The sequence below is a fragment of the Actinomyces wuliandei genome (genome assembly GCF_004010955.1).
GTDB lineage: Bacteria > Actinomycetota > Actinomycetes > Actinomycetales > Actinomycetaceae > Actinomyces > Actinomyces wuliandei.
On the sequence record NZ_CP025227.1, the window covers coordinates 2,154,352 to 2,176,979 of the forward strand.

Here is a 22,628-nt window from a genome sequence, read left to right on the forward strand (position 1 = left end):
CTTGCTCCTTCTGCCCCGCCCGCCCTCGCGTGCTGCCCACCGGTGTCGGTGCCCTGTGAGAGGGTGCCGTCATGCGGATCCTCCACACCTCGGACTGGCACCTGGGGCGCACCTTCCACGGCCGGGTGCTTGACGACGACCACGCCGCCTTCATCGACCACCTGGTCACGCTGGCGCGCGAGGAGTCCGTGGACGCCGTGCTCGTGGCCGGGGACGTCTACGACCGCGCCCTGCCGCCCGCAGCCGCCGTCAGCCTCCTGGACGAGGCGCTGCGTCGCCTGACCGAGGTCACCCGGGTCGTCCTCACCCCCGGCAACCACGACTCGGCCCGTCGCCTGGGCTTCGCCGCCGACCTCATGACCGACCGCCTCCTCATCCGTGCCCGTGCCGCGCACGTGGGCTGCGGCATCGTCCTGCCCGACGCACAGGGCCGGGAGGCGGCCGTGGTGCACGCCCTGCCCTACCTGGACCCTGACGCCGCACGACAGTCCCTGCCGCCTGTGCTGGCTGAGCGCCTGGGTGAGCGCCCGGACCGCCCGGGCAGGCGGGTGGACGGGCAGGGCACTCGCGGCTCCCGGGAGCCGGGCCGGGCGGACCTCGGGGGCGGGCCGCAGTCCGCCGCAGGCAGCGACGACCCCCCGCTCCTGCCCCGCTCCCACGAGGCCGTGGTCAGCGCCGCGCTACGCCTGGTCGCAGCCGACCTGGAGCGCACGCGCTCGGGCCGCTCGCAGCGTCTGCCCAGCCTGGTCATGGCCCACGCCTTCGTCGTGGGGGGCCGGGCCAGCGAGTCCGAGCGGGACATCCGGGTGGGGGGCGTGGACGCGGTACCCGCGCAGGTCTTCTCCACCGCAGGCGGCTCGCCGCTGGCCCAGGCCTGCGGCGGCATCGACTACGTGGCCCTGGGGCACCTGCACCGCCCCCAGGAGGTAGCCCCCTCCCCCAGGGAGGCGGGGCAGGGACCGCGCCTGGTCTACCCCGGTTCCCCGCTGGCCCTCTCCTTCGAGGAGGCCGACGCCACCAAGTCCTCGGTGCTGCTCGACGTCGGCCCGTGCGGGGTCACCGCCCTGGAGCGCGTCCCCGTCCCGGTCCGCCACCACGTCCGCACCGTGGAGGGCACGATGGACGAGCTCCTCTCCCCCGCCACCCAGGACGCCACCGGGACGGACTCGTGGGTGCGCGTCGTCCTGCGGGGGGAGCGCCCGCCCGGCGCCCTGGCGACCCTGAGGACCCGCTTCCCCGGGCTGCTGGCCTTCCACCACGAGGCCCCCGCCCCCGGGCTGCGCGAGCAGGTGGGTGTCACCGCCGCCGCAGACCCCGTAGAGGTGGCCACCAGGTTTCTCGCCGACGTGGCCGGGCGACCCCCGGACCAGGCCGAGCGCCTCGCCGTGCAGCACGCCTACGAGGCTGTCCTGGCCCAGCAGCGGAGCGGCTCGTGAGGATCCACCACCTGACCATGACCGGTATCGGCCCCTACGCGGGTACCGAGACCATTGACTTCGACGCCTTCAGCGACTCGGGGCGGTTCCTGCTGACCGGCCCCACGGGCTCGGGCAAGTCCACCGTCATCGACGCCATCGTCTTTGCCCTCTACGGTGACGTGGCTGACACCTCCGACTCCTCCAGGCAGCGGATACGCTCCACCCTCCTGCCCCCGCAGGCGGGCAGCGCCGTCGAGCTCGTCGTGTCCACCACCGCAGGCGTGTACCGCATACGTCGCACCCCCGGCTACGAGCGGCCCAAGAAGCGGGGGCGGGGCACCACCACCGAGCACGGGACCGTCAGGCTGTGGCGCCTCACCCACCCGCAGGGCCAGCCCGTGGAGGAGCCCGTGACCCGTGTCGGCGAGGCTGACGCGGAGATCAGGCGTGTCGTGGGACTGAGCCGGGAGCAGCTGACCCAGACGGTCGTCCTGCCGCAGGGGAAGTTCGCCCGCTTCCTGCGTGCCGACTCCTCGCAGCGCCAGGAGCTTCTCCAGGACGTCTTCGGCACCGGCGTGTACGACTCCCTCCAGTCCCACCTGGCCGAGGCCTCCCGGGCGGGGACCAGGGCGGTGGAGGAGGCCGCCACCACCCTGCGAGCACAGGGCCGCACGCTGGCCCTGGGACTGAACCCTCTCCTCAGCACCCCGCAGGCCCCGCAGCCGGCACAGGGATCAGCCGAGGGAACAGCAGAGGAATCAGCAGAAGTGCCAGCAGAGGCGTCGGCAGCCGGGACCTGCGCAGCCGGAGCCCCCACCGCCGGGGAGGCCGAGCCCGACCCCCTCACAGCCCACGCGGCCCGGGCTAGCGCGCTGGCTGAGGAGCTGGAGGCAGGGCTCGCCACGGCCGAGCCCGATCCTGAGGCGCTGTGCCACGTGACCGCCGGGCTGCGCGAGCTCTCCCTCCAGGTGGTCGACCTGGCCGGGAGCGCGGCGCAGACAGCCCAGGAGGAGCTGCAGCAGGCCCAGCACAGGTACGAGGAGGCGCGCAGTCTCCACGAGCGCCTGGAGCGCCGCCGCGCCCTCCTGGCCGACCAGCAGGCCCTTGACGAGCGCGCCGACCAGGACGCGGAGGCTGCCAGGCACCTGGAGGACGCGGCCAGGGCCGACCGCGTCATCGCGGTGCTGCGCTCGGCCGAGGCTGCCCGCACCCGGGCGTCCACCGCCGTCAGCACCCTGGAGGAGGCGGGGGCGCAGCCAGGCACGGGTCAGGCCCCCAGCCCAGGCGAGGCCGTGGAAGAGGGGGCAGAGGGTGAGACGCTGGGCACCCTCCTGGAGCCCGTGCGCCGCGAGGCACGCCGTCGCCTCCGCGCGCTGAGTGCCCCAGACCCCGCCCCGGCTCCCACAGGCACCGGCCCGGGCGACGAGGCCCTGAGCACCCTGGCTGTGGACCGGCGTGCCCACCGGCTGCGTCGGGAGCACGGCCGCCTGGAGGCACTGGCAGCCCAGGAGGCCAACCTCACGGTACGCGACCTGGAGCTCCAGGACCGGTCCCATGACCTTGCCCGGCAGGAGCAGGAGCTCGCCGACCAGGCCGAGGCCCTGGCCCGCCACCCGCAACGGCGCTCGGCCCTGGTCGAGGACCTTGAGGCCGCCCGCGACGCCCGCAGCCGCCTCACCGAGCTGGAGCACCGCTACAGCCAGCGCCAGGAGCAGTACCAGGCGGTGATCGGCCTCCCACAGCTGGAGGCCCGGCTGCGCGACCGGCACCAGGCCCTGGCCACGGCGGCCCAGGCGGCCCTGCAGGCTGCGGACCGGGTCCAGGACACCCGGGTGCGGTGGATCGCCTCGGCTGCGGGGACGCTGGCGGCCGGGCTCAGGCAGGACGTCCCCTGCCCGGTCTGCGGCTCCCTGGACCACCCGGACCCCGCACCGGGCGCTGGCCAGAGCACCACGCGCGAGCAGGTCGAGGAGGCCGAGGCGCTCCAGGAGCAGGCGGACAGCAACCTGGTGGAGGCCCGCCAGCTGGTCAGGGCCTGCCAGGACCGCTTGGAGGAGACCCGCCAGACCACGGCGGGCCTGAGCCCGCAGGAGGCGCAGGACCGCCTGGAGGAGACCCGCCAGGCCCTGGAGGAGGCCCACGCCCTGGCAGGCCAGGCCCAGGTCGCCGCGTCGCACCTGGCCGACTTTGACGCCGCCAGCCAGCGCCTGCGCAGCGAGCACGACCAGGCGCGCACCGCCCTGACCGCCTCGCTCAGCAGGCTGGAGGCTGACCGCAGCCAGCTGGAGCAGGACAGGAGCTCCTACGAGCAGGCGCGCGGCTCCTGGCCGAGCGTGGCCGCCAGGGCCGCAGCCGTGCTGGCGCAGGCCGAGGCTGCGGAGGCCGCCTCCCTGAGGGTCAGGCAGGTGCGGTCTGCGCTGGAGACAGCCGCGCAGGCTGGTGAGGAGCTGGTGGAGGCCCTGGAGGAGGAGGGCTTTGCCACCGCCCAGGAGGTCCGCATGGCCTTCCTGGACCCCGGGGCGCGGCAGGTCCTGACCACCAGGGTGCGCGACGCCCACGCGCAGCGGGAGCGGGTGAGGGCGGGGCTGGCCGACCCGCAGGTCGCCACCCTCACCGGTGCCGAGGAGGCCGACCCGCAGGAGGCCGGTCGGCTCCTCCACCTCGCGCAGGCCCGTCACCAGGAGGCTGCGGACCACCTCGCCAGGAGGCAGGAGACCCGCACCCACCTGGAGCGCGCCTGCCAGGGGGTGGAGTCCGCAGCCCGCGCCTACCAGGAGGCGCTGCGCCACCACGCCCCCCTGCGTCAGGTCGCCAGGCTGGCCAGGGGGGACAACCCCCAAGCGACCCCGCTGGCCACCTGGGTGCTCCAGGCCCGCTTCGAGGAGGTCCTCGTCTTCGCCAACGAGCGGCTGTCACAGATGTCCTCCGGCCGCTACGAGCTGGTCCGGGTCGCGGAGGAGACCGGCTCACGCTCCCGCCGCAGGGGGCTGGGGCTGGCTGTCACTGACCACCTGGTGGCCGAGCACCGTCGTGACCCTCGGACGCTGTCAGGCGGGGAGACGTTCTACGTCTCCCTGGCCCTGGCGCTGGCCCTGGCTGACGTCGTCGCCGCGGAGTCAGGCGGTACCACACTGGACACGCTGTTCATCGACGAGGGCTTCGGCAGCCTGGACCCGGAGACGCTCCAGGCCGTCATGGCCCAGGTGGAGCGTCTGCGCGCCGGGGGCAGGACCGTGGGCATCGTCTCCCACGTCGAGGAGCTGCGCCACCAGGTCGCCGACCAGGTCCAGGTGCGGCGCTCGGCTTCCGGCGGGTCCACGCTGAGGGTCGTACGGTGAGGTAGGTGCGGCAGCCCGCGCGGTGGCGGCACCCGCGCGCTCAGGCCCCGAGCTCGTCAGCCAGGTGGTCACGCTCGGAGACGTCGTACCACAGGAGGTCCGCCTGCGCGGCGCGCTCGAAGGCCTCCTCGTCGCCCTGTCGGGCGGCCCGCACGTCAGCCTGCACCTGGGCGTCGTCGACGAAGATCGCGGCCACGTCCTGCCAGCCGACCGCGACCGTGACCTCCACCGTTCCCGGAACCACGTCCTGGTCGGGCTCCAGCTCGCGCACGGTAGCGTCGACGGCGTCGGCGGCAATGACCACGCGCCGGTCGGCGTGGCGGGCCGCACCGGGCTGGGCCAGCAGGAGCAGGGAGGCGTCCGCCGCGCACAAGGAGGCTGAGGCCTCCAGGCCCTCCTGGTCCTCCTCAGGCAGGGCCTGGGCCAGGGCGGGGGTGGCGGCGTGGGCCAGGCGGGGGCTGAGCGTCTCGGCCCGGAGGTCCGCCACGGTGGCGGGAAGGAAGACACGCATGACCCTAGTGTGCCTGAGGCGGTGCCGGGCCGGGAGCGGCACCGTCAGCGGCGGTGCCGTCCCCGACGACGCCCCGGGGAGGCCTCCGCCTCCCTGACCGGCTGTCCATCAGGTGTCCCGGAGGACCCAGAGAGGTCCTCAGGCACCGGAAGAGTCACGGGTGCCACAGGCGAGGGCGTCCCGGGCGGCCCTGGCGGAGGTGGCGGGGGCGGGGGCGGAGGTGGTGGCGGTCCCGGCTGGAGAGGTGACGGCGCGGGCGGGTGTGTCAGCCCGAGAGGACCTGTCGGCCTCGGCGGGCTCGTCAGGTCAGGAGGAGGCGCCTCCCGCTGGCCCACCGCCGGCACGGGTCGTCGTCGTGCCTGAGCCCCTGGCTCCTGCCGGCTCCTCTGCAGCCCCGGCACCTGCCCCTGCCGGGGTCGCAGCGCCGCCCACAGCCTGCGCAGCCCCCGGCCCTGCGACTGCTCCCGCACGCGAGCGACCGCACCCGCACGCGGGTCCACCCGGTCCACCAGCTCGGCCAGCGCCCGCCCCAGGGGGCTGGTGGGGGCGGTGTCCAGGACGCTGCGCCCCTCAAGCAGCGCCCTGTCAGCAGCGGCCGCGTCCTCAGGCAGCAGCACGACCCGGCCCACTCCCCCGTAGCGCTCCACAGCCTCACGGACAGCCCGGTGAGGAGCGGGTCCGGCGGCGGAGGCCCGGACCCGGTTGACCACGACCTCCGTCCTGCTCGCCGTGGTGGTGACGGCGTCCAGGTCGGCCAGGAGCTGGACGAGCCGCCTGACCCCGACCGGGTCGGCTGCCCCCACGACGACCACGACGTCGGCCGCCGACACCAGGTCGCAGGCGACCGCCGAGCGGCCCGGCTCGAAGGTGAAGCCGTCGGTCTCGTCCTCGAGGAGGCCGCCAGCCACGTCCACCACGGTCCAGGCGGCGGCCCGGCGGCACTGGAGCCACACCTCGGTCATGGAGGCCGGAGGCAGCTCACGCCACCGCCCCGCACGCCCCAGCCCGGCCAGCAGGTGGAGGTTGGCACCCACCGGGGCCAGGAACCTGCTGAAGGACTCCGCGTCCAACCTGCCGTGGGTGGCCAGGCGGGCAGCACCCGCCAGCGCCGAGGAGTCGTCTGGCATGCCCAGGAGCTGGACCAGGCAGGGGGCCTCCACGTCGGCGTCAGCGAGGACTGCCCCTCCGGCACCAGCCAGCCCGTGGGCCAGGGAGGCCGCCACCGTGGAGCGCCCGGGGGCGCCGTGGGTCCCCCACACGACGACGAGCCTCCCCAGGGCCTCACCGGGAGGCGAATCCTCGCCGCCTGGCGCCGCAGTCCCTGGTGCCACGGCCCTGGGCACCGCATTCCCGGGCGCCACGGCTCCTGGAACCGGGCTGTCACCCACCGGCGCCGGGGCGGCCAGGGGGTCTCCGCCTGGCCCGGCCGCAGGTTCCTGCGGTGCCCAGGACACCTCCCCCGGGGTACCCGACGCGGCTGCGGGTCCTCCTGGGACGGGGGTGGGCGGGTGCGGCCCCGGTGGCGAGAGCTGGGAGCCGGGAGTGGCCAGGGGACCTGCGACGGGAGGCGCCCCAGCCGCCTGCACCGCCTCACCTGCCTGTGCGCTCCAGCGGTCCTGGAGCTGCCCGGGCTGGCCACGCTGCTCACCCTGGCCAGGCTGCTCAGGCTGCCCGACACGCGAGCGGGCCAGCTCCTGGAGCAGACCACGCACCTGTGCGGCCGGGGCGTCACGGCGCTCCACGGGCCAGCCCGCACTGCGCCAGCGCTCCTGCTCACCCGGGTCGACCAGCAGGAGGCCGCTCAGGCCTGCCCGGCCCAGCCTGTCGAGGACGGTACGGTCAATCTCCTCGAAGCCGGTGTCCAGGACGACGAGGGAGGCCAGCCCCGCCATGCCCGCCGACAGCAGCTCGGGCAGGTCGGCGCAGCGGCGCACCACGCTCAGGCCGCTCCCAGCCTGGTCCAGAGCCCGCACGATCTCAGCGTCCTCACCGCTGAGGGCCAGGAGGACACCGGCGCGCAGCGTGCTCACCGCACCGGCTCCTGGCCCGCTGGCACCAGGGCCAGTGACCTGCCCTGGCCGACCGAGGTCAGTACCGAGGCGAGCACGGAGTCGGGAACGGCCACCTCCACGCTGGTACCGGGCAGCCCCACCATGGAAGCCGAGGCCTCGGTGACCTCGACGACCACCAGGCCCGTGGCGACCTCCTCGGCCTGGGCCGACTGCTCCTCCTGGGAGGCGGCCTGCCCCCGGGCGTCGTCCGGCAGGAGCCACAGGTCCACCTCGTCGCCGGGTCCCGTGCCCGTGGTCAGGGGTGTGGCCACCTCCAGGACCACCCGGCGCAGCTCCAGGTCCTCACTGGACCCCACGGCCTGGCGGGGCAGCAGCTCGCCGCGGCTGAGGGAGCGCGTGGACACCGCGCCCTGGGGCAGGTCACCGACCTCGACATAGGCCTGGGTCCCCGGGTGGGCCGCCACGGTGGTGAGCACGCCCTCTGCCTCCAGGTCGGCGCCCGGGGGCACGTCCTGGCTGAGGACGTATATCTGCGTGGTGTCCGCCGCCGCGTCAACCGCCCAGGCGCCCAGGGCGACAGCGGCGCCGATGAGGGCGATGCCGCCGGAGAGCCGTGGGTCCTTCCAGGCAGGGCGGCGCCAGGGGCTGTCAGGGTTGCGGCGCTCAGGGTCGGTACGGCGGGGCAGGGGGCGGGGCAACGTCATGGGGTCCTCCTTGGTCACGTAAGATCATCCTTGACGCGCCGCGACAAAGCAAGGTTATCCACAGAACTATTCGCTGATGGCGTCCTGAACGCAGGAGTGAGATCATCGTTTCATGAGCGCACGCTTCCTCACCATCGCCGACGTCGCCGAGCAGCTCCAGCTCTCCGCCCAGGGAGTGCGTGCCCTCATCCGTTCCGGCGACCTGCCCGCCATCCAGGTGGGGGCGCGCAGGCTGTGGCGGATTGAGGACCAGGCCCTGGAGGACTACATCCAGCGCCAGCTGGCCTCCACCCGCGCCATGGTCGCTGCGGGGACATTCAGCGAGGACGAGGACGCGGACCACAGGGCCTGACGGCCTCTGGTTCCTTGCCGCGCCCGGCCGTCTCTGGCTCCCTGCCACCACCTCCGCGACAAGCCTGGCCGGGCCCCGCCCCGCCCGGGCGCCTCTGGCTCCCCGCCCCACCCGGCCGCGGCCCCTGTACCCGGCACCCCAGGGCCTCCCGCCCGAGACCTACGCATATACCTGTTGCGGCTGCTCCAGGTGGGGCGGAGCAGCGCGAGCCTACCTGGCGCGGTTTGCGCGCAGGTGGAGACCGTCGCGCTCAGGGTGATCAGCGCCAGCCAGGCTCACGCTCCCGGGTCGAGGCCAGATGGCACGGATTCCGCCCCGCTCAACGCACCAGACGGTATAGCCGCCGTCGTGAGACAGCAGGCATGAAACAGCGGCAAGAGACAGCGGGCGTGGGACAGGCAGGATGGCACAGATTTGGCTCAGATCAACAGTCATCCTTCCCAGGATGATCCATGCCAGCCCACGGCCCACGGATCTCACCAGGGTGGAACCGCCTGAGTACACTCCGCACCCCACACCCAATGACGTGTTATATCCCACAGGGCTGAGTGTGTCGAAAGGGGGACGGCGGGAGAGAAGAAGACGTCAGCCAGGAGAACGACAGAGCCAAGGCGGAGCATGGCACCGGCGACCGCGCCGACCACGTAACGCTCAGCAGGACTCGTAGGGGGAGGCGCACGCAGAACGCAACCACGCGAGCACAGAGCCGAAAGAGCCGTCAGCGGCTGCGGAGGATCTCCACAGCCGGGAGCATGACGGTAGTGACGAGCGCTCCAGCAGCGTACCCCGGCCGCCCAGCGCCCTCCGGGTCGAGGGCGACATCGACGTGGTCGGCGCCCACACGCGCCAGCCGACCGACCACCTCCCCGGCGCACGTGTACAGGCGCACCCGGACGCCACGACGGGCGGTCTCACGCAGGAGGGAGCCCAGGGTGGGCAGCCGCCGGACCTCAGGGGGCGCGGGCCGGGGCAGGGGGGCCACCGTGGCCAGCCCATCCACAGGCACCACCGCCTGGAGCCCCTGGCCCTCGTCCACCACGACATAGGCGGGACCGGCCCGGCGCACGACGCCGTCCACAGGCAGGCCGCTACGGGTGCGCAGGCGCACCACCCCACCCACTGCGCCACGAAGCCGGTCGGCAGCGGTGACAGCCGCCGTCTCCGCCTCCGCCAGCTCGGCACTGTGGGCGGCCAGCTCAGTGCGCCTCTCCGCCTCGAAGCGGCTCTCCAGGTCAGCGAGCATCGACTCCCAGTCCACACCCCAAGCCCACCACAGGCAGTCACCCCCGACAGGTAACGGCACACACCGCAAGCCCGCCAGACCTCCCCACCAGCCACTCCACACAGACACATCTAGCACACAGGGTATTGACAGCCCAGCCGCAGCAATGTATACCTACCATCATCAAACATCATCTAAAAACCTAGAGAGGTGCCATGACGCAGCGAATCGGTCTGACGCTCCTGGCGACGGTGTCCACAGCGCTGACAGCAGCCCTGTGTGTGGCTGCACTCGCCTCTGTACGCACCCTGACGGAAACCCCCCTCTCGCTGTGGGGAGGCAGCCACCTCACCAGCGCCGTCGTCACCCTGGCCAGCGGCGCCGGAGCAGGCGGGGCGCTGTGGCACGCCGTGTCGGCGGTAGTGGCCCTGGCGGCCCTGCCGGGTACCGGGGGGCGAGGACGCCGGGCCAGCAACGTGGCGTCGCGACTTCTTCAGCGCTGGGGTGCGCCTCTTGTCCGACGAGTCGCCGTCGGCGCGGTGGTGGCAGGCCTCAGTGCCGCGCCCGCCCTGGCCGCCGAGCCCGACCCGCCACCGAACGACCTGGGCTGGAGGCCCACGTCCTCCGCGACCCAGGAGGCCCCCGCCTCCACCACCCCGGAGCCGGGTCCTGCGGAGCCCACCGGCCCCGGCCCGCAGGAGGCCAGCACCACCCCACAGGAGGCGCCGGAACCACCAGGGCAGGCGCCCCGCACCAGCCATACCGTCGCACCGGGAGAGTCGCTGTGGTCCGTCACCGCTCACAGCCTCCCCGCAGGCAGCACCGCCGAGGACGTCGCCGCCGCCTGGCCCGCGCTCTACGAGGCCAACCGGGAGGTCGTCGGCCCTGATCCCGCAGTCGTGCGCCCCGGTACCACCCTGACACTGCCGGAGTGGACCACCACGACCCAGGCACCACAGGAGGGACAGGACTCCCGACCCTCAGCTCCCTAACCGCTTCACCCCCACCCCCACCAGGGCCGACCCCACCAGGGCCGACCCCAGCAGCACCAGCCCCACAGACCCCCACAGTCCTCGCCCCATACTCCCGGTGCCGTCCCGACTCCCCGAGCCCCGGACATCGCCGGACGGGGCAGCAGACCGGCTCACCCACCACTCACCAGAGAGCACGCAACCATGACCGCTGACACCACTACCGACACCGCCACAACCGCTGACACTGTCACGACTGCCAGGAACGCCAAAGCCGCCGCCAGCCCCGCATCTGCCGCCAGTCCGGCACCACCCAGGGCCACAACCACCGCCGGAGACACCGCAGCCGGCACAGGAGGGACCGCAGACCGGTCTCCGGCCCTCACAGCGACCACAGGCCGCAGCACCTCCGGCCCCCGCGCCAGTACCCACCCGCGCCCGACCCGTCCCGCCCCGGGACGTCGCGTCACCGCTCGGCCCGCGGGGACTGCGGCCAGCGCCGCGCCCCCGGGCACCACCCGGAGCACGGGCGCAGGAGACCTGCTCAGCTTCAGCCCCCGCCTGCCCCCGGAGACCACCGCCGTGCGCACTGCGGCGAGCACGGTACCGGCGGCGTCGCGCACGCCCCGGCGACGCCGCCCCGCCCCGGGCGCGACGGGGGCGCCCCAGCAGCAGCCTCCGCCCTCCCCCGCGCGCACCGCCGCCACCGTGGTCACCGCCGCCGCAGAGGTCCTCATGGGCTCACGCCCCGTCGACCACCTGGCCCGGTGGACCACCCCGGCCCTGTTCCGCGCCCTGTCGCGCCGCGCAGGACTGGCCTCCCGGGTCCTGGGGCAGGGCAGGCGCAGGGCCAGGCCGAGGACTCGTTCCGTGCGCACCCAGGCGACGCTGCACGGCGCCTGCGAGGCCACGGTCCTGATCGAGGACGGGGAGCGGGTCCGGGCCGCCGCCGCCCGCCTGGAGCCGTTGCACGGTCAGTGGGTGCTGACCAATCTGGAGATCGCGTGAGCGCCCCTGGCCCCGCACCCACCCACGGAGGCGCGAGGAGCCAACGGCCGCACCCCGGCAGGCAGCCGACCACGACGCCTCCGCACACGCACCGCGCCGTCCACACACCCCGCGAGGGCTGGACCGTGGACGCCAACACCGCTACAGTTTACTCAGTTCCGCCAATCACGTCGTTAGCTGTGAGCAGCAGAATGAGCTCCTCCCCCGTTTCTGTCAAAGGTGGCTGCCATGTCCCTGGACTCCCAGCACCCGCGTCACGCCCCAGGAGCGAGCCCGACCTCGGGCTCCCGGCGCCCTGGATGGTGCGGACGGCGCGGGCGGCACGCGCCCAACAGTCGTGCCCTGCTCCTTGCGGCCGTGGGAGTCCTCGTCGGCCTCCTCGCCGCGACGGCGTGCGGCCTGGCCGGGTGCTCCCGGGCGGGTGGGAGCACTGGCGCCTCCGGCTCGGCGTCCTCGGCACCCTCCTCATCCACGGTCAGCCCCACACCCTCGCCCACACTCTCACTGCCTCCCCTGCCCCCGCAGCAGGAGGCCAGTCGCCAGACCGCCCTGGGGACGCCTCCGCCGGACCGGCCCGCAGGCATGGACGAGGAGAGCCCCGAGGGGGCCATCGCCACCGCCGAGTACCTGCTGAGTCTCATTCCCTATATCAGTGCCACCGGGGACCTGAGCCTGTGGCAGGAGCACACTGAGGACAGCGGGTGTGTCTTCTGCCAGTCCGTCATCGACGACGCTAGCAGCCTCCATGCCCAGGGCGGGTGGGAGGAGCCCTGGAGCCCCATGGTGACCGACTCCGGCTACGCCGACCCCGAGCAGGGCTACCACTACTCCCGCGTTGACCTCTTGTTCGACCACGATGCCGTCTCCCGCTACGACGGCAGCGGGAGCGACCCACATATCTACGAGGCCCAGTCGGAGAAGATGATGACCTTTGCCCTCATCTACCGCGACGGCCAGTGGCTCCTGGGCGAGGCCGAGGTCTACGAGGAGGACCCGTGAGGTACGCAGCCGTCCCGCTTCCCACCGTTCCGGACCGCGCTTTCCCGGACCCGGCCTCCGTACACGCGCCCTACCCGCCTAGAGACCCCAGACTGGGGCGACGCCGGGCAGCACCGGCATGGTGGGGGTGCGCCCTGGTCCTGTGCCTGTTGTCCACCATCCTGGCTATGACCCCGCCCGCCCTAGCAACCGGGGACGATGACCGCATCTCCGTATACCAGTCCGGCGACTCCGGCCTGAGCGTGGGCGGGTCCACCACCACGACGGTGGTCCCGCCCGGCGCCTCAGCGGGCAACTCGGGCGGCGGAGCCTCCCCGGGAGGGGCTCAGGCACCCGCTCCGCCTGACCGCTCCATCCTGCCCCAGCTGGAGGAGAACGTCCGCCAGAACTGCGCCCAGTCTGTCACCGGCCCTGAGTGCACCAACGCCCTCACCGAGCTGCTCGCCTGCCAGCTGGTCTGCGAGGACCCCACCCCGCAGGCCGCCCCCCAGCTCCCCGTCGCCCAGCCCGAGCCGATCACCCTGACCGCCACCGACGTCCAGCACCTCATGGTCTCCGGCAACGGACTCACCCGCCAGCCGGGCGGCCCCGAGGCGCTGGTCACCAAGCCCGTCATCGCCTACACCAGCGACGACCCGCAGACCCTGACCACCACCGTGGCTGGTACCCAGGTCACCGTCACCGCCACCCCCAGCTCCTACCGCTGGGAGTGGGGGGACGCCACCGCGGACACCACCACCGACCCCGGCGCACCCTGGCCCCACCACACCGTTGAGCACACCTACGCCTCCACCGCCACCGACGTCACCATCACCCTGACCACCACCTGGACCGCCACCTGGAGCCTGCCTGACGGCACCACCCACGACCTGGACGGCACCCTCACAACTACCGACACCGCCGAGCCTTTCGACCTGGTCCGCCCCCTGGCCTACCTCACCGACGACGCCGAGCACGCCCAGGGGCACTAGCCCCGCCGCTGCCCGCACACTGCACATCTTCACTCCCGGCGGCGACGCGGACACGGGCAAGAACAACCGCCTGCGTGCCCGTACAAGGCCGAAGATGTGCACCACCACTCTCGCTGCACATCTTGGAGCGCTCTCGCACCGCAGTCATCACGTCCTGGCAGAGAGATCCGCAGAGTTCCGGGCAGCAGCGCGCGGGTACTCCCGCCAGGCAGTCCGAAGATGTGCAGCCTGTGGTATCCGGCTCCGGTGTGAGCCTAAACTTGCCCGATCACGAGGATGCGGCCTGGGCCTGGGCCGCCTGGCGCTCACGCTCCTTCTTCGCCCTCCTGGCCTCACGACGACGCGCGTTGGCAGCCTTGCGCCTCTCGTTGGCCGCCACACCCTCCGCCATCCACCCAGGGATGTTCTCCGCATCCCGGGGATGACGCTCCAACTCGTTGGCACAGGTACGCGGGTCAGGCCGCCCACCACCAGGAGGGTCGAACACCGGCTCACGCATCCAGTCACACTCCTGGTGCAGCACCCACTCCCCCGCCACCATCCACAACCGGCACCACGTCCACGCACCCAGGCCAGGCACAACCTGCGCACGACGCAAGTCATTCACGGCAAAGCCCGTCTCACTGGACTCCGGCTGGACACTCCTGGCCTCCCCGTCAACAGTCATCCACATCAGTCGGTCCTGGACGAACCCGATGCCCTGGATCTCAACCTCAAGGCGCGAGCCCCCCTCCTCACGCAGCCAGTAAGCCAGCAGCTCCTCAGCACGGGCAAAGACCTCCTGAGGATTCATGTCACGCACACCCACAGCAGCCACATCCTTCCAGGTCTAGAAGTTCTCAAACGGCTTGCTACGCGGGACACCGTTCGCAACCCACCTGACCTCAAACTTAGTGGGTACCCGGCCCGCCTTGGGCACACCCTTCAGGGACGTGCCCGGCTCCACCCCCGGTGGGCCGCCGTACTCGATCCGAATGTCAATGTTGCTGTAGGCTCCCTGGCTGTCGGCGATCTCCTTCTCCAGCCTGTAGAAGCTGTCCGGGTGGTTCTGGTTGACCTTGCGCAGCATGGGCACCACGTTGATGTCCTCCGGAGCCCCGCCGAACTGGTGACCAGACAGGTGACCCCCGTCATAGCCCTCACCACCGTACTTACCGACCCGCTCCTGGACCGACTCCGAACGGTACTTCTCCAGGTCACCATCAACCTTCCTGAGCTCATCCACCTGGATACGCACCGTACGCGACCACTCATCAGTGGTGTAGTGGAACCTCCCATCCACCGTGTAGGTCGCGCTCGGCAGCGGGTCCTTCAGGTCCGGGTTCAACGCGTCCTGCGTTATCCCCAGCCACCCATGACGCTCCACCGCCGAGTGCGCCTCCACATGCACCACCACACCGGCGTCATTGGTGTAGAAGCTGCCCCGCTTGTCCACCTGGTAGCAGGTGTTGGGCTCCAGCTCCACACCCCGCCCAAACGGCTCGTCGTGACGGGGAGCCAGGCCAGTGCCCTCACCGACCTCCACCGTGCGCTCCACCCGGGGCCGGTGCTCCTGGTTGAACGCGTCCTGGTCAGCCTCCCTACGGCGCTCCTCAAGCCGCTCAGCCACAGACTGCTCACCCGAGGAGTCACCATCACCGTCACCGCCACTGCGGTCCGACGGGCCGTCCCCGTCACCACCGCCACCACGGCCGGAGCCATCGGCACCACCGGCACTGTCAGCACCGTCCCCGTCAACCTCGTGGCGGGCCGGGGCGTCCCCGTCAGCACCGTCACCATCAGCCCTGTGGCGGCCAGACGGGGCATCCGCATCAGCACCATCAGCCTTGTGACGACCAGACGGCGCATCCGCACCAGCACCCTCACCACGGTCATGACCAGCACGACCAGAGCCATCAGCACCATCACCATCAGCCGCGTGGCGACCACGCGGGCGCCCTTCAGCACCGTCCCCACCATGGCGAGCCGTAGCACCACCGTCACCATCAGCACCCTCAGCGCGGTGGCGACCGGACGGGCCTCCGCCCCGGCACCGTCAGCGCCGTCACCATCAGCACGGTGACGACCGGGAGCCTGCCCGCCGTCAGCACGGGCGCCCCCACCACCCCCGGCGTCCCCGCTGCGGGGCACCTGGCTGCCCACCTCCGGCAGGTCACCCGCGCGCCCAGGCCCCGCGTCCACCGAGTGCGCGGCAGGCACCTCCGGGGCCTGGGACCCGCCCCGACCACGGACACGGTCCATGACCTCACCCATGGCGGTGAAGTCAAACTGGGTCGACACCAGGCCCGCGACCCTGCTCACCCCCCTGCTGACCACGGTACCCACCGGGTCCATGAAGTCCGCGACCCGCTGGGCCACCACAGCAGCCCGCGCCGCCCGCGACACCCTGCCCAGACCAGCAGCCCCCCCGCACGGCAGCCCCGCCACCACGAGCAGCCGCACCCGCAGCACCGAAAGCCCCCACCACTGCGACGTCAGGCACCACGCTGCCCGCCGCCCGAGCAGGATCCTGCCCCCACATGTCCCACGCCACCAGGTCCTTGCCCACCTCCGCCCAGGTCTCAGCCGCAGTCCCCCTCCGGAAGCTGAGGCCCCCGTCCTCCCAGGTCAGCCCCGCCAGGGCCGTCAGGCCCTTCCACGCCTCCGCCATCTGGCTCAGGCTCCACGAGACCGACCTGTCCACCTCGTTGAACTCGACACCCACCAGGCTGGCCTGGGCCTCGAGCGACCCGCCGATCCCGTCCAGCACCAGACCGTCCCACACAAAACGCCTGAGCACCTCAGCCGGGTTGTTCGGCGGAGCCGCCGACACATGGGTCCCCCACGGCAGCTCCTCGACACCAGCCAGGTCCCGCGACTCGTACCCGTAGACCAGGTCACTACCAGCCCCCGAGCCAGCCACCGACTCCGCGTGGTAGTGCTCCAGCCCGTCCAGGTCCCGGATCGTGTTGGCGCACTCGCGCTCGGCCTCCCACATGTCCGCCTGGATCGCCGAGGCCCGGTCGATGAACCCGTTGTTCTTGTTGACCAGGTCCTGGTCGTGGTCCCACTCCGGGTCCCCCGCGACCTCCTCCTTGAACGCCAGCACGTCGCTCCTGAGCGCCTGAGCCCGGGTCCTCAGGGACGACACCGTGTCGGCGAAGGTGGACAGCGCCGAGGCCATCGACTCGATACTGGTGGCCAAGGTGTCGGAGTCGTCAGCCACCGGGTCCATCGCCGCGTACAAGGACTCCTGCTCAGGAGCCTTGTAGCACACCTGCATCCCCGCCCACGTCGACTTGACCGACTCCCCCGCACTCCGCAGGTCACCCGCCTTCGTCTTGAGGTTCGTCGCGGCCGTGTCCAGCGACTCCACGTCAAACTCCAGGCACGGGATCTTCGTCTCGTCAAACGGTGTCGCAGCCACAACGCCCCTCGTCCTATTTCCTCGGCTCGCTGATGGCCACCCGCCCACACGGGCAGGCACCCGGCACACCACCCCAGGAGCCCGGTACGCGGCACTCCTGAGGCCACACCCCACGCTACCGACCCACCCGGCACCGAGGAAGGGAAACCAGGAGACCACAATGAAATCTGAGGATTCCCACAACTGCTCCCTCCCCGGCTGGGGCATCCCCTCCCCATCCCCCGCCGGGAGCGCCACAACATCGTGACCAACACTGGCCAACACTGACCAGCACTGACCAGCGACCAGCAGCAACCTCCGGCGGCAGCAGCGTCGGCGCGGCGTGGCATGCTTGAGCGGTGCGCACCGACCACGAGAACCACAGCCGCGCGAGCCGCAGCCACCGGGCCGGCTCGTGGATCGACGGCCCACTGCTGGGCCTCGACACCGAGACCACGGGCGTGGACCCAACCCGGGACCGCCTGGTCACCGCCGCCCTCGTGTGGCGCGAGGCGCGCGAGACCGGCCAGGCGCGCCACCAGCGGGTGCGCACCTGGCTGGCCGACCCCGGGACCGCCATCCCCGAGTCGGCCACCGCCGTCCACGGGATCACCACCGAGCAGGCCCGCAGCTCTGGCAACCCCCCAGACCAGGTCCTGCGCGAGCTCACCGCCGAGCTGGTCACGGCCCTGCGGGCCGGGACCCCCGTCGTGGTCTTCAACGCCTCCTTCGACCTCACCCTCCTGGACCACGAGCTGGTCCGCCACCACCTGCCCACCCTGGGGGAGCAGCTGGGGCACCCCCCGGCACCCATGGTGGACCCCCTGGTCATGGACCGGGCCGCTGACCGCTTCCGCCGCGGCAAGCGCCGCCTGAGCGACCTGTGCGAGGTCTACGGCGTCACCCCTGACACCACCCTGCACACCGCAGAGGTGGACGTCGCCGCCACGCTCGACGTCCTAGAGGCCATGGTCCAGGCCCACCCCGCCCTGGCGCGCCTGGAGGCTGACGAGCTGGTCGCCTGGCAGGTCCGGGAGCACCGCCGCTGGGCGGAGTCCTTCAACGCGTGGCTGGCCCGCACGAACCCCTCCAGGCAGCCGGTCCCCCTGCAGTGGCCGGTCCCCGAGCCGCCTGCGGCTCAGGCGTCCGCGCGACCGGTGTAGTTGGGGGCCTCCACGGTCATCTTGACGTCGTGGGGGTGGGACTCCTTGAGCCCCGCGCTGGTGATACGCACGAACTGGCCCCGCTCCTTGAGCTCGGCCACGCTGCGCGCCCCGACGTAGAACATGGACTGGTGCAGGCCGCCGACCAGCTGGTAGACCACGTCCGCCAGGGAGCCGGAGAAGGGGACCTGCCCCTCCACGCCCTCGGGGATGAGCTTGTCGTCACCGGAGACGTCCGCCTGGAAGTAGCGGTCCTTGGAGTAAGAGGTGCGCCCGCGCGAGCTCATGGCCCCCAGCGAGCCCATGCCCCGGTAGCGCTTCCACTGCTTGCCGTTGACGAAGACCAGGTCCCCGGGGGACTCGGTGCATCCTGCCAGCAGGGACCCCAGCATGACCGTGTCCGCCCCGGCCACCAGCGCCTTGGCGATGTCACCGGAGTACTGCAGGCCGCCGTCGGCGATCAGCGGCACCCCGGCGGGCGCGCAGGCACGTGCGGCCTCGTAGACGGCCGTCACCTGGGGCACCCCCACCCCCGCGACCACGCGGGTGGTGCAGATCGACCCCGGCCCCACACCCACCTTGACCGCGTCCACGCCCGCGTCGATGAGGGCCTGGGCGCCCTCCCGCGTGGCCACGTTGCCGCCGACGACCTCAATGCCGCTGAAGGCGGGGTCGGACTTGAGCCGAGTGATCATCTCCAGCGCCAGCCGGGCTCCCCCGTTGGCCGTGTCCACCACCAGGATGTCCACCCCGGCCTCCGCCAGGGCGGTCGCGCGCTGCCAGGTGTCGCCCCAGTAGCCCACTGCGGCACCCACCACCAGGCGCCCGGCGTCGTCCTTGGTGGCCTGGGGGTACTGCTCGGTCTTGACGAAGTCCTTGACGGTGATCAGCCCGGTCAGCCGCCCGTCCGGGTCGATGACGGGCAGCTTCTCGACACGGTGCTCAGCCAGGAGGGCCTTGGCCGCCTCTCGGGAGATGCCCGTCGGGCCGGTCACCAGGCGCTCTCGCGGGGTCATGCAGTCACGCACCGTCAGGACCGACCACTGGTCGGTGGGGACGAAGCGCAGGTCCCGGTTGGTGATAATGCCCAGGAGGCTGCCGTCCTCCTCCACCACGGGCAGCCCGGAGACCTTGTAGCGGCCGCACAGCCGGTCCAGCTCGGCGATGGTGGCCCCGGGCCCGACCGTGACCGGGTCGGTCACCATGCCGGACTCGGAGCGCTTGACGCGCCTGACCTGCTCGGCCTGCTCCTCGACGGGCAGGTTGCGGTGCAGGACGCCGACACCGCCCTGCCGGGCCATGGCGATGGCCATGGCCGACTCCGTGACAGTGTCCATCGCGGCGGAGACCAGCGGCGTGGCCAGGGAGATCCTGCGGGTCAGGCGCGAGGTGGTGTCGACCTCGGAGGGGACGACGTCCGTCAGGCGCGGCAGCAGGAGCACGTCGTCATAAGTCAGTCCGGTGGGGGCGTAGACGTCAGGGCTGGTGATCGAGTCGCTCACACGGGCATGGTAGAACGCCGCACCACCCGGGCGCACGTGCCCGCGAGGAGTCGGCGATCCGCACACGCCGCCCCGATGGGGGCGGCTATCATAGAGAGAGTATCTCTTTTGCACCGCGCGGTCGTTTTTCAATCATAAAGATGCAAAAAAATCTTGCCATTCGCTTTGTAGGATCCTACTGTTGTGCCTAGCCGCCGTACCACGAGTACGGCACCAGCGAACCCGAAGACCCGTCGAAGGAGGGACGGTCCGATGCACGACTCCTCACGCTTACCCGGACCAATCTCGGCACTGTGGGAGTGGCAGTACCGAGGAGCCTGCCTGGGCATGGACTCAGCGGTGTTCTTTCACCCCGACGGAGAGAGGGGCAGCTCGCGCCGCAAGCGGGACGACGGCGCCAAGGCGATCTGTCAACGCTGCCCCGTCATCAACGAGTGCCGCGAGCACGCCCTGCGCACCCATGAGCCCTACGGGGTGTGGGGCGGCATGAGCGAGGACGAACGCCGCTCCTACCACGAGCACGAGGCCCGCCGCCTGGTCAGCACCTCCGCCTGACTCTGAGCCTCTCCCCGCCCGGACACTGCGACCTGCGTACGACTGACCAGGCTGACCAGCCCGGGCCACCAGGGGCCGCCACGACCCGCCGACCACGGCAGAGCCCGCTAGGCACAGCAGCAGGACAAAGGGGAGAGGCACAGCACTGGTGCCTCTCCCCTTGTCACTGGTGCTGTCACTGACGCCACAGACTGGCAGCCGGACAGGTGACTGACACCAACCGACGTCGGCACGGCGTCACCGGTTACGGCGCCAATCAGGCCCAACCAGCACAGCGAGGGTCACGCGCCTCGCACGTCACCTGGTGACGATGGCGAGGACGTCACGGGCGGAGAGGATGAGGTAGTCCTCGCCCTCGTAGGTGACCTCGGTGCCTCCGTACTTGGAGTAGATGACGACGTCACCCTGGGCGACGTCGACCGGGACACGGTTGCCGGAGTCGTCGACACGGCCGGGGCCCACGGCCACGACCTTGCCCTCCTGCGGCTTCTCCTTGGCGGTGTCAGGAATGACCAGACCGGATGCGGTGGTCTCCTCAGCCTCGAGGGTCTGGACGACGATACGGTCCTCGAGCGGCTTGATGGAGATCGACATTGGGGACCTCCCCTTCTCGCTTCTCAGCGTGCGGTGGAACGACGTGTTCGCCCTCCACGGGAGCAGCTGGCCGCCGTCGCGGGAGCCGACCAGAGACAGGTGGAGCGCAAGTCGCAGATCGCGCCCACCACCCCCGACCAGGCTCAGCCAGACCGGGGAGCGCCAGGACACGGCCTGCGCCTGGCCAGAATCTACGACGGTGTTAGCACTCAGTCAATGCGAGTGCCAACATGTCCTCCGGGTTTCGCCAACGGCGTCAGTCACCCTCTGCGCTGCTCCCACGGTGCCCCAGGTTGTCCCCGCGCTGCCCCCATGCATGCTGTTCCGTACCGCTCCCGAGGCGCTCCGTGCCACCTCTGCACCGCTCCCGCGCTGCTCCACAGTGTTCCCCTAGCTCCCCTACAGGTCCCCCTACAGCCGTGCCATCACGCCGTCGGCACTGCCCCGAGCGCCTGACCCGGCTGCGTGCCCGGCCGTGACATGATCACCCCGATGGCCACCTCCGACCTCGCCCTGCTGCTGACGCCCGAGGGCTGGGCGCTCCTGTCCTCCCTGCCCCCCTACGACCCCCAGCAGTCCCTGGCGCTGAGCCGCTCGCTGCGGGAGGAGGGCCACACCCCCGCCCTGGTGGCTGCCGCCCTGACCCAGCAGCGGCTGCGCTCCCGGGCCACCGCCAAGTTCGGCCCCTTCGCCCAGAGGATGCTCTTCACGCCCGACGGCCTGGAGCAGGCCACCCGCCTGACTGTGGCTGCCCACCACGCCGCACGCTATGCGGCAGCCGGACCCGCCCGCGTGGCCGACCTCGGGTGCGGCATCGGCGGGGACGCCATCGCCCTGGCCGGTCTTGAGCTGCCCGTCCTGGCTGTCGACCGCGACGAGACCACCGCCGCCCTGGCCACAGTCAACCTCATGCCCTTCCCCCACGCCACTGTCCGGTGCGCGGACGCGCTGGATGTGGACCTGGCCGCCGAGGGCGCCGACGCCGTCTTCGCCGACCCAGCGCGCCGCGCTGACGGCAGGCGGCTCACCAGCCCCGGACAGTGGTCACCGCCGCTGGAGGAGGTCCTGGCCCTGCGCAGAAGGGTGGAGGCCCTCGGCGTCAAGATCGCCCCGGGCACCGACCACGCTGAGTTGCCTCCCGACGCCCACGTGCAGTGGGTCAGCGTGGACCGCGACGTCGTGGAGGCCGCCGTGTGGTGCGGCCCCCTGGCTCCCGAGGGGCCGGGACGCTCCGCGCTGGTCCTGCACGAGGACGCCTCAGGAGGCACTACCTCGCACCTGCTGAGCGACCCCGGCAGCACCGACCCCTCGCTGCCCCCCACCCAGCTCGAACCCGTCACCTCCCCTGACGACCTCGGCCCCCTCATCCACGAGCCCGACGGCGCCGTCATCCGCGCGGGCCTGGTGGCCCTGGTCGCCCAGCGCCTGAGGGCACAGCCTGTGGGACCACGCATCGCCTACCTGACAGGCGCCACCCCGGCGGGTCCCGGGCTGTCACCCTTCCTGCGCTCCTGGCAGCTGCGCGAGGTCCTGCCCCTGCGGCTCAAGGCGCTGCGCTCACGAGTGCGTACCCACAGGATCGGCAGCCTGGAGATCCACCGGCGCGGCGTGGAGGTCTCCCCAGACGCGCTGCGGGCCTCGCTGCGGCTGCGCGGGGACGCCAGTGAGACCTGGCTGGTGACCAGGGCCGGCAGCAGCGCCAGAGGAGCGGTCCTCGTGGTCGAGCCGACCAGCGCTGGCGAGCCAGTCAGCCCGGCCCCTGCGGAGGACAGCCCCCTGTGAGCCCCCTGCGACGCCTCACCGCGCATCCGCTCCGGGCAGCCGCTCTCGTCGGCACCGCCTCGCTGCCGCCCCCTACCGCTCGTCACTCACCCGCCCCGGCACCCACCACCTCTGACAGCTCGTGGCTCGTCCCGGCCCCCC

20 protein-coding genes are annotated in these 22,628 nt (G+C 72.2%); 11 read left to right on the forward strand and 9 right to left on the reverse strand.

Annotated elements, in window-relative coordinates:
- Positions 1-71: 71 nt before the first annotated feature.
- Positions 72-1,436, forward strand: a complete 1,365-nt coding sequence (locus CWS50_RS08890; protein ID WP_127842506.1) for a metallophosphoesterase family protein — start codon at positions 72-74, stop codon at positions 1,434-1,436.
- The gene (locus tag CWS50_RS08895) at positions 1,433-4,756 is read left to right on the forward strand and encodes an AAA family ATPase (protein ID WP_127842507.1); all 3,324 of its coding nucleotides are present in this window, start codon (positions 1,433-1,435) and stop codon (positions 4,754-4,756) included. Before CWS50_RS08890 ends, CWS50_RS08895 begins: the two co-directional genes overlap by 4 nt.
- 40 nt (positions 4,757-4,796) lie before the next feature.
- On the opposite strand, the gene CWS50_RS08900 is transcribed toward CWS50_RS08895, so the two are convergent.
- The 3 genes from CWS50_RS08900 to CWS50_RS08910 are packed head-to-tail and all read right to left on the reverse strand — an operon-like array spanning position 4,797 to position 7,983.
- A complete protein-coding gene (locus CWS50_RS08900) occupies positions 4,797-5,267 on the reverse strand; it encodes a DUF6912 family protein (RefSeq protein WP_127842508.1) in 471 nt (156 codons plus the stop codon).
- 44 nt (positions 5,268-5,311) lie between these two features.
- The gene (locus CWS50_RS13830) at positions 5,312-7,297 is read right to left on the reverse strand and encodes a CpaE/TadZ family protein (RefSeq protein ID WP_127842509.1); all 1,986 of its coding nucleotides are present in this window, start codon (positions 7,295-7,297) and stop codon (positions 5,312-5,314) included.
- Complete coding sequence (locus CWS50_RS08910; protein ID WP_243118583.1) at positions 7,294-7,983, reverse strand: hypothetical protein; 690 nt, start codon at positions 7,981-7,983, stop codon at positions 7,294-7,296. Before CWS50_RS08910 ends, CWS50_RS13830 begins: the two co-directional genes overlap by 4 nt.
- 112 nt (positions 7,984-8,095) lie before the next feature.
- Between CWS50_RS08910 and CWS50_RS08915 the strand changes: the two genes are divergently transcribed.
- Positions 8,096-8,335: a helix-turn-helix domain-containing protein gene (locus CWS50_RS08915; protein WP_127842510.1), complete on the forward strand. Its 240-nt coding sequence runs from the start codon at positions 8,096-8,098 to the stop codon at positions 8,333-8,335.
- 718 nt (positions 8,336-9,053) lie between these two features.
- Here CWS50_RS08915 and CWS50_RS08920 read toward each other — a convergent pair.
- A complete protein-coding gene (locus CWS50_RS08920) occupies positions 9,054-9,593 on the reverse strand; it encodes a Fis family transcriptional regulator (protein ID WP_127842511.1) in 540 nt (179 codons plus the stop codon).
- Between the two features lie 179 nt (positions 9,594-9,772).
- Between CWS50_RS08920 and CWS50_RS12985 the strand changes: the two genes are divergently transcribed.
- From CWS50_RS12985 to CWS50_RS13555, 4 genes are all read left to right on the forward strand, one after another.
- Positions 9,773-10,549: a LysM peptidoglycan-binding domain-containing protein gene (locus tag CWS50_RS12985; protein ID WP_164860112.1), complete on the forward strand. Its 777-nt coding sequence runs from the start codon at positions 9,773-9,775 to the stop codon at positions 10,547-10,549.
- A 183-nt stretch (positions 10,550-10,732) separates the two neighbouring features.
- On the forward strand, positions 10,733-11,536 hold the full coding sequence (locus tag CWS50_RS13550; protein WP_243118264.1) for an Rv3235 family protein: 804 nt from the start codon (positions 10,733-10,735) through the stop codon (positions 11,534-11,536).
- Between the two features lie 228 nt (positions 11,537-11,764).
- The gene (locus CWS50_RS08935; RefSeq protein ID WP_127842512.1) at positions 11,765-12,535 is read left to right on the forward strand and encodes a DUF6318 family protein; all 771 of its coding nucleotides are present in this window, start codon (positions 11,765-11,767) and stop codon (positions 12,533-12,535) included.
- A gap of 167 nt (positions 12,536-12,702) precedes the next feature.
- Complete coding sequence (locus CWS50_RS13555) at positions 12,703-13,506, forward strand: zinc transporter (RefSeq protein ID WP_243118265.1); 804 nt, start codon at positions 12,703-12,705, stop codon at positions 13,504-13,506.
- A gap of 268 nt (positions 13,507-13,774) precedes the next feature.
- Here the strand turns inward: CWS50_RS13555 and CWS50_RS13560 are convergent, their stop codons facing one another.
- Positions 13,775-14,323 carry a hypothetical protein gene (locus tag CWS50_RS13560; RefSeq protein WP_243118266.1) on the reverse strand — a complete coding sequence of 183 codons (549 nt, stop codon included), beginning with the start codon at positions 14,321-14,323 and terminating at the stop codon, positions 13,775-13,777.
- Between the two features lie 12 nt (positions 14,324-14,335).
- The gene (locus tag CWS50_RS08950) at positions 14,336-15,043 is read right to left on the reverse strand and encodes a DNA/RNA non-specific endonuclease (protein WP_164860113.1); all 708 of its coding nucleotides are present in this window, start codon (positions 15,041-15,043) and stop codon (positions 14,336-14,338) included.
- A 9-nt stretch (positions 15,044-15,052) separates the two neighbouring features.
- On the opposite strand from CWS50_RS08950, the gene CWS50_RS08955 reads away from it, so the two are divergent.
- Complete coding sequence (locus CWS50_RS08955) at positions 15,053-15,568, forward strand: hypothetical protein (protein ID WP_127842514.1); 516 nt, start codon at positions 15,053-15,055, stop codon at positions 15,566-15,568.
- Between the two features lie 201 nt (positions 15,569-15,769).
- On the opposite strand, the gene CWS50_RS12990 is transcribed toward CWS50_RS08955, so the two are convergent.
- Entirely contained in the window at positions 15,770-16,912 is a 1,143-nt protein-coding gene (locus tag CWS50_RS12990) for a hypothetical protein (protein WP_164860114.1), read from the reverse strand.
- A 338-nt stretch (positions 16,913-17,250) separates the two neighbouring features.
- Between CWS50_RS12990 and CWS50_RS08965 the strand changes: the two genes are divergently transcribed.
- Complete coding sequence (locus tag CWS50_RS08965; RefSeq protein WP_127842515.1) at positions 17,251-18,054, forward strand: exonuclease domain-containing protein; 804 nt, start codon at positions 17,251-17,253, stop codon at positions 18,052-18,054.
- On the opposite strand, the gene guaB is transcribed toward CWS50_RS08965, so the two are convergent.
- Positions 18,030-19,556 carry an IMP dehydrogenase gene (gene guaB, locus CWS50_RS08970; RefSeq protein ID WP_127842516.1) on the reverse strand — a complete coding sequence of 509 codons (1,527 nt, stop codon included), beginning with the start codon at positions 19,554-19,556 and terminating at the stop codon, positions 18,030-18,032. The genes CWS50_RS08965 and guaB overlap by 25 nt on opposite strands.
- A 252-nt stretch (positions 19,557-19,808) precedes the next feature.
- Between guaB and CWS50_RS08975 the strand changes: the two genes are divergently transcribed.
- Positions 19,809-20,111, forward strand: coding sequence for a WhiB family transcriptional regulator (locus CWS50_RS08975; protein WP_127842517.1), 303 nt, complete (start codon positions 19,809-19,811; stop codon positions 20,109-20,111).
- A gap of 297 nt (positions 20,112-20,408) precedes the next feature.
- Here CWS50_RS08975 and groES read toward each other — a convergent pair whose 3' ends face one another.
- Positions 20,409-20,705 (reverse strand): co-chaperone GroES, encoded by a 297-nt coding sequence (gene groES, locus CWS50_RS08980; protein WP_127842518.1) that lies wholly within the window; start codon positions 20,703-20,705, stop codon positions 20,409-20,411.
- 492 nt (positions 20,706-21,197) lie between these two features.
- Here groES and CWS50_RS08985 point away from each other — a divergent pair, with 492 nt between their 5' ends.
- The gene (locus tag CWS50_RS08985; protein ID WP_127842519.1) at positions 21,198-22,487 is read left to right on the forward strand and encodes a class I SAM-dependent methyltransferase; all 1,290 of its coding nucleotides are present in this window, start codon (positions 21,198-21,200) and stop codon (positions 22,485-22,487) included.
- Positions 22,488-22,628: the final 141 nt, after the last annotated feature.

Bases quoted from the DNA above. Each gene is read 5' to 3' on its own strand.
- CWS50_RS08900 (WP_127842508.1), bottom strand. From the start codon at position 5,267: ATGCGTGTCTTCCTTCCCGCCACCGTGGCGGACCTCCGGGCCGAGACG.
- CWS50_RS08915 (WP_127842510.1), top strand. From the start codon at position 8,096: ATGAGCGCACGCTTCCTCACCATCGCCGACGTCGCCGAGCAGCTCCAG.
- CWS50_RS08975 (WP_127842517.1), top strand. From the start codon at position 19,809: ATGCACGACTCCTCACGCTTACCCGGACCAATCTCGGCACTGTGGGAG.
- groES (WP_127842518.1), bottom strand. From the start codon at position 20,705: ATGTCGATCTCCATCAAGCCGCTCGAGGACCGTATCGTCGTCCAGACC.
- CWS50_RS08935 (WP_127842512.1), top strand. From the start codon at position 11,765: ATGTCCCTGGACTCCCAGCACCCGCGTCACGCCCCAGGAGCGAGCCCG.
- CWS50_RS08985 (WP_127842519.1), top strand. From the start codon at position 21,198: ATGGCCACCTCCGACCTCGCCCTGCTGCTGACGCCCGAGGGCTGGGCG.
- CWS50_RS12985 (WP_164860112.1), top strand. From the start codon at position 9,773: ATGACGCAGCGAATCGGTCTGACGCTCCTGGCGACGGTGTCCACAGCG.
- CWS50_RS08890 (WP_127842506.1), top strand. From the start codon at position 72: ATGCGGATCCTCCACACCTCGGACTGGCACCTGGGGCGCACCTTCCAC.
- CWS50_RS08910 (WP_243118583.1), bottom strand. From the start codon at position 7,983: ATGACGTTGCCCCGCCCCCTGCCCCGCCGTACCGACCCTGAGCGCCGC.
- CWS50_RS13550 (WP_243118264.1), top strand. From the start codon at position 10,733: ATGACCGCTGACACCACTACCGACACCGCCACAACCGCTGACACTGTC.
- CWS50_RS13555 (WP_243118265.1), top strand. From the start codon at position 12,703: ATGACCCCGCCCGCCCTAGCAACCGGGGACGATGACCGCATCTCCGTA.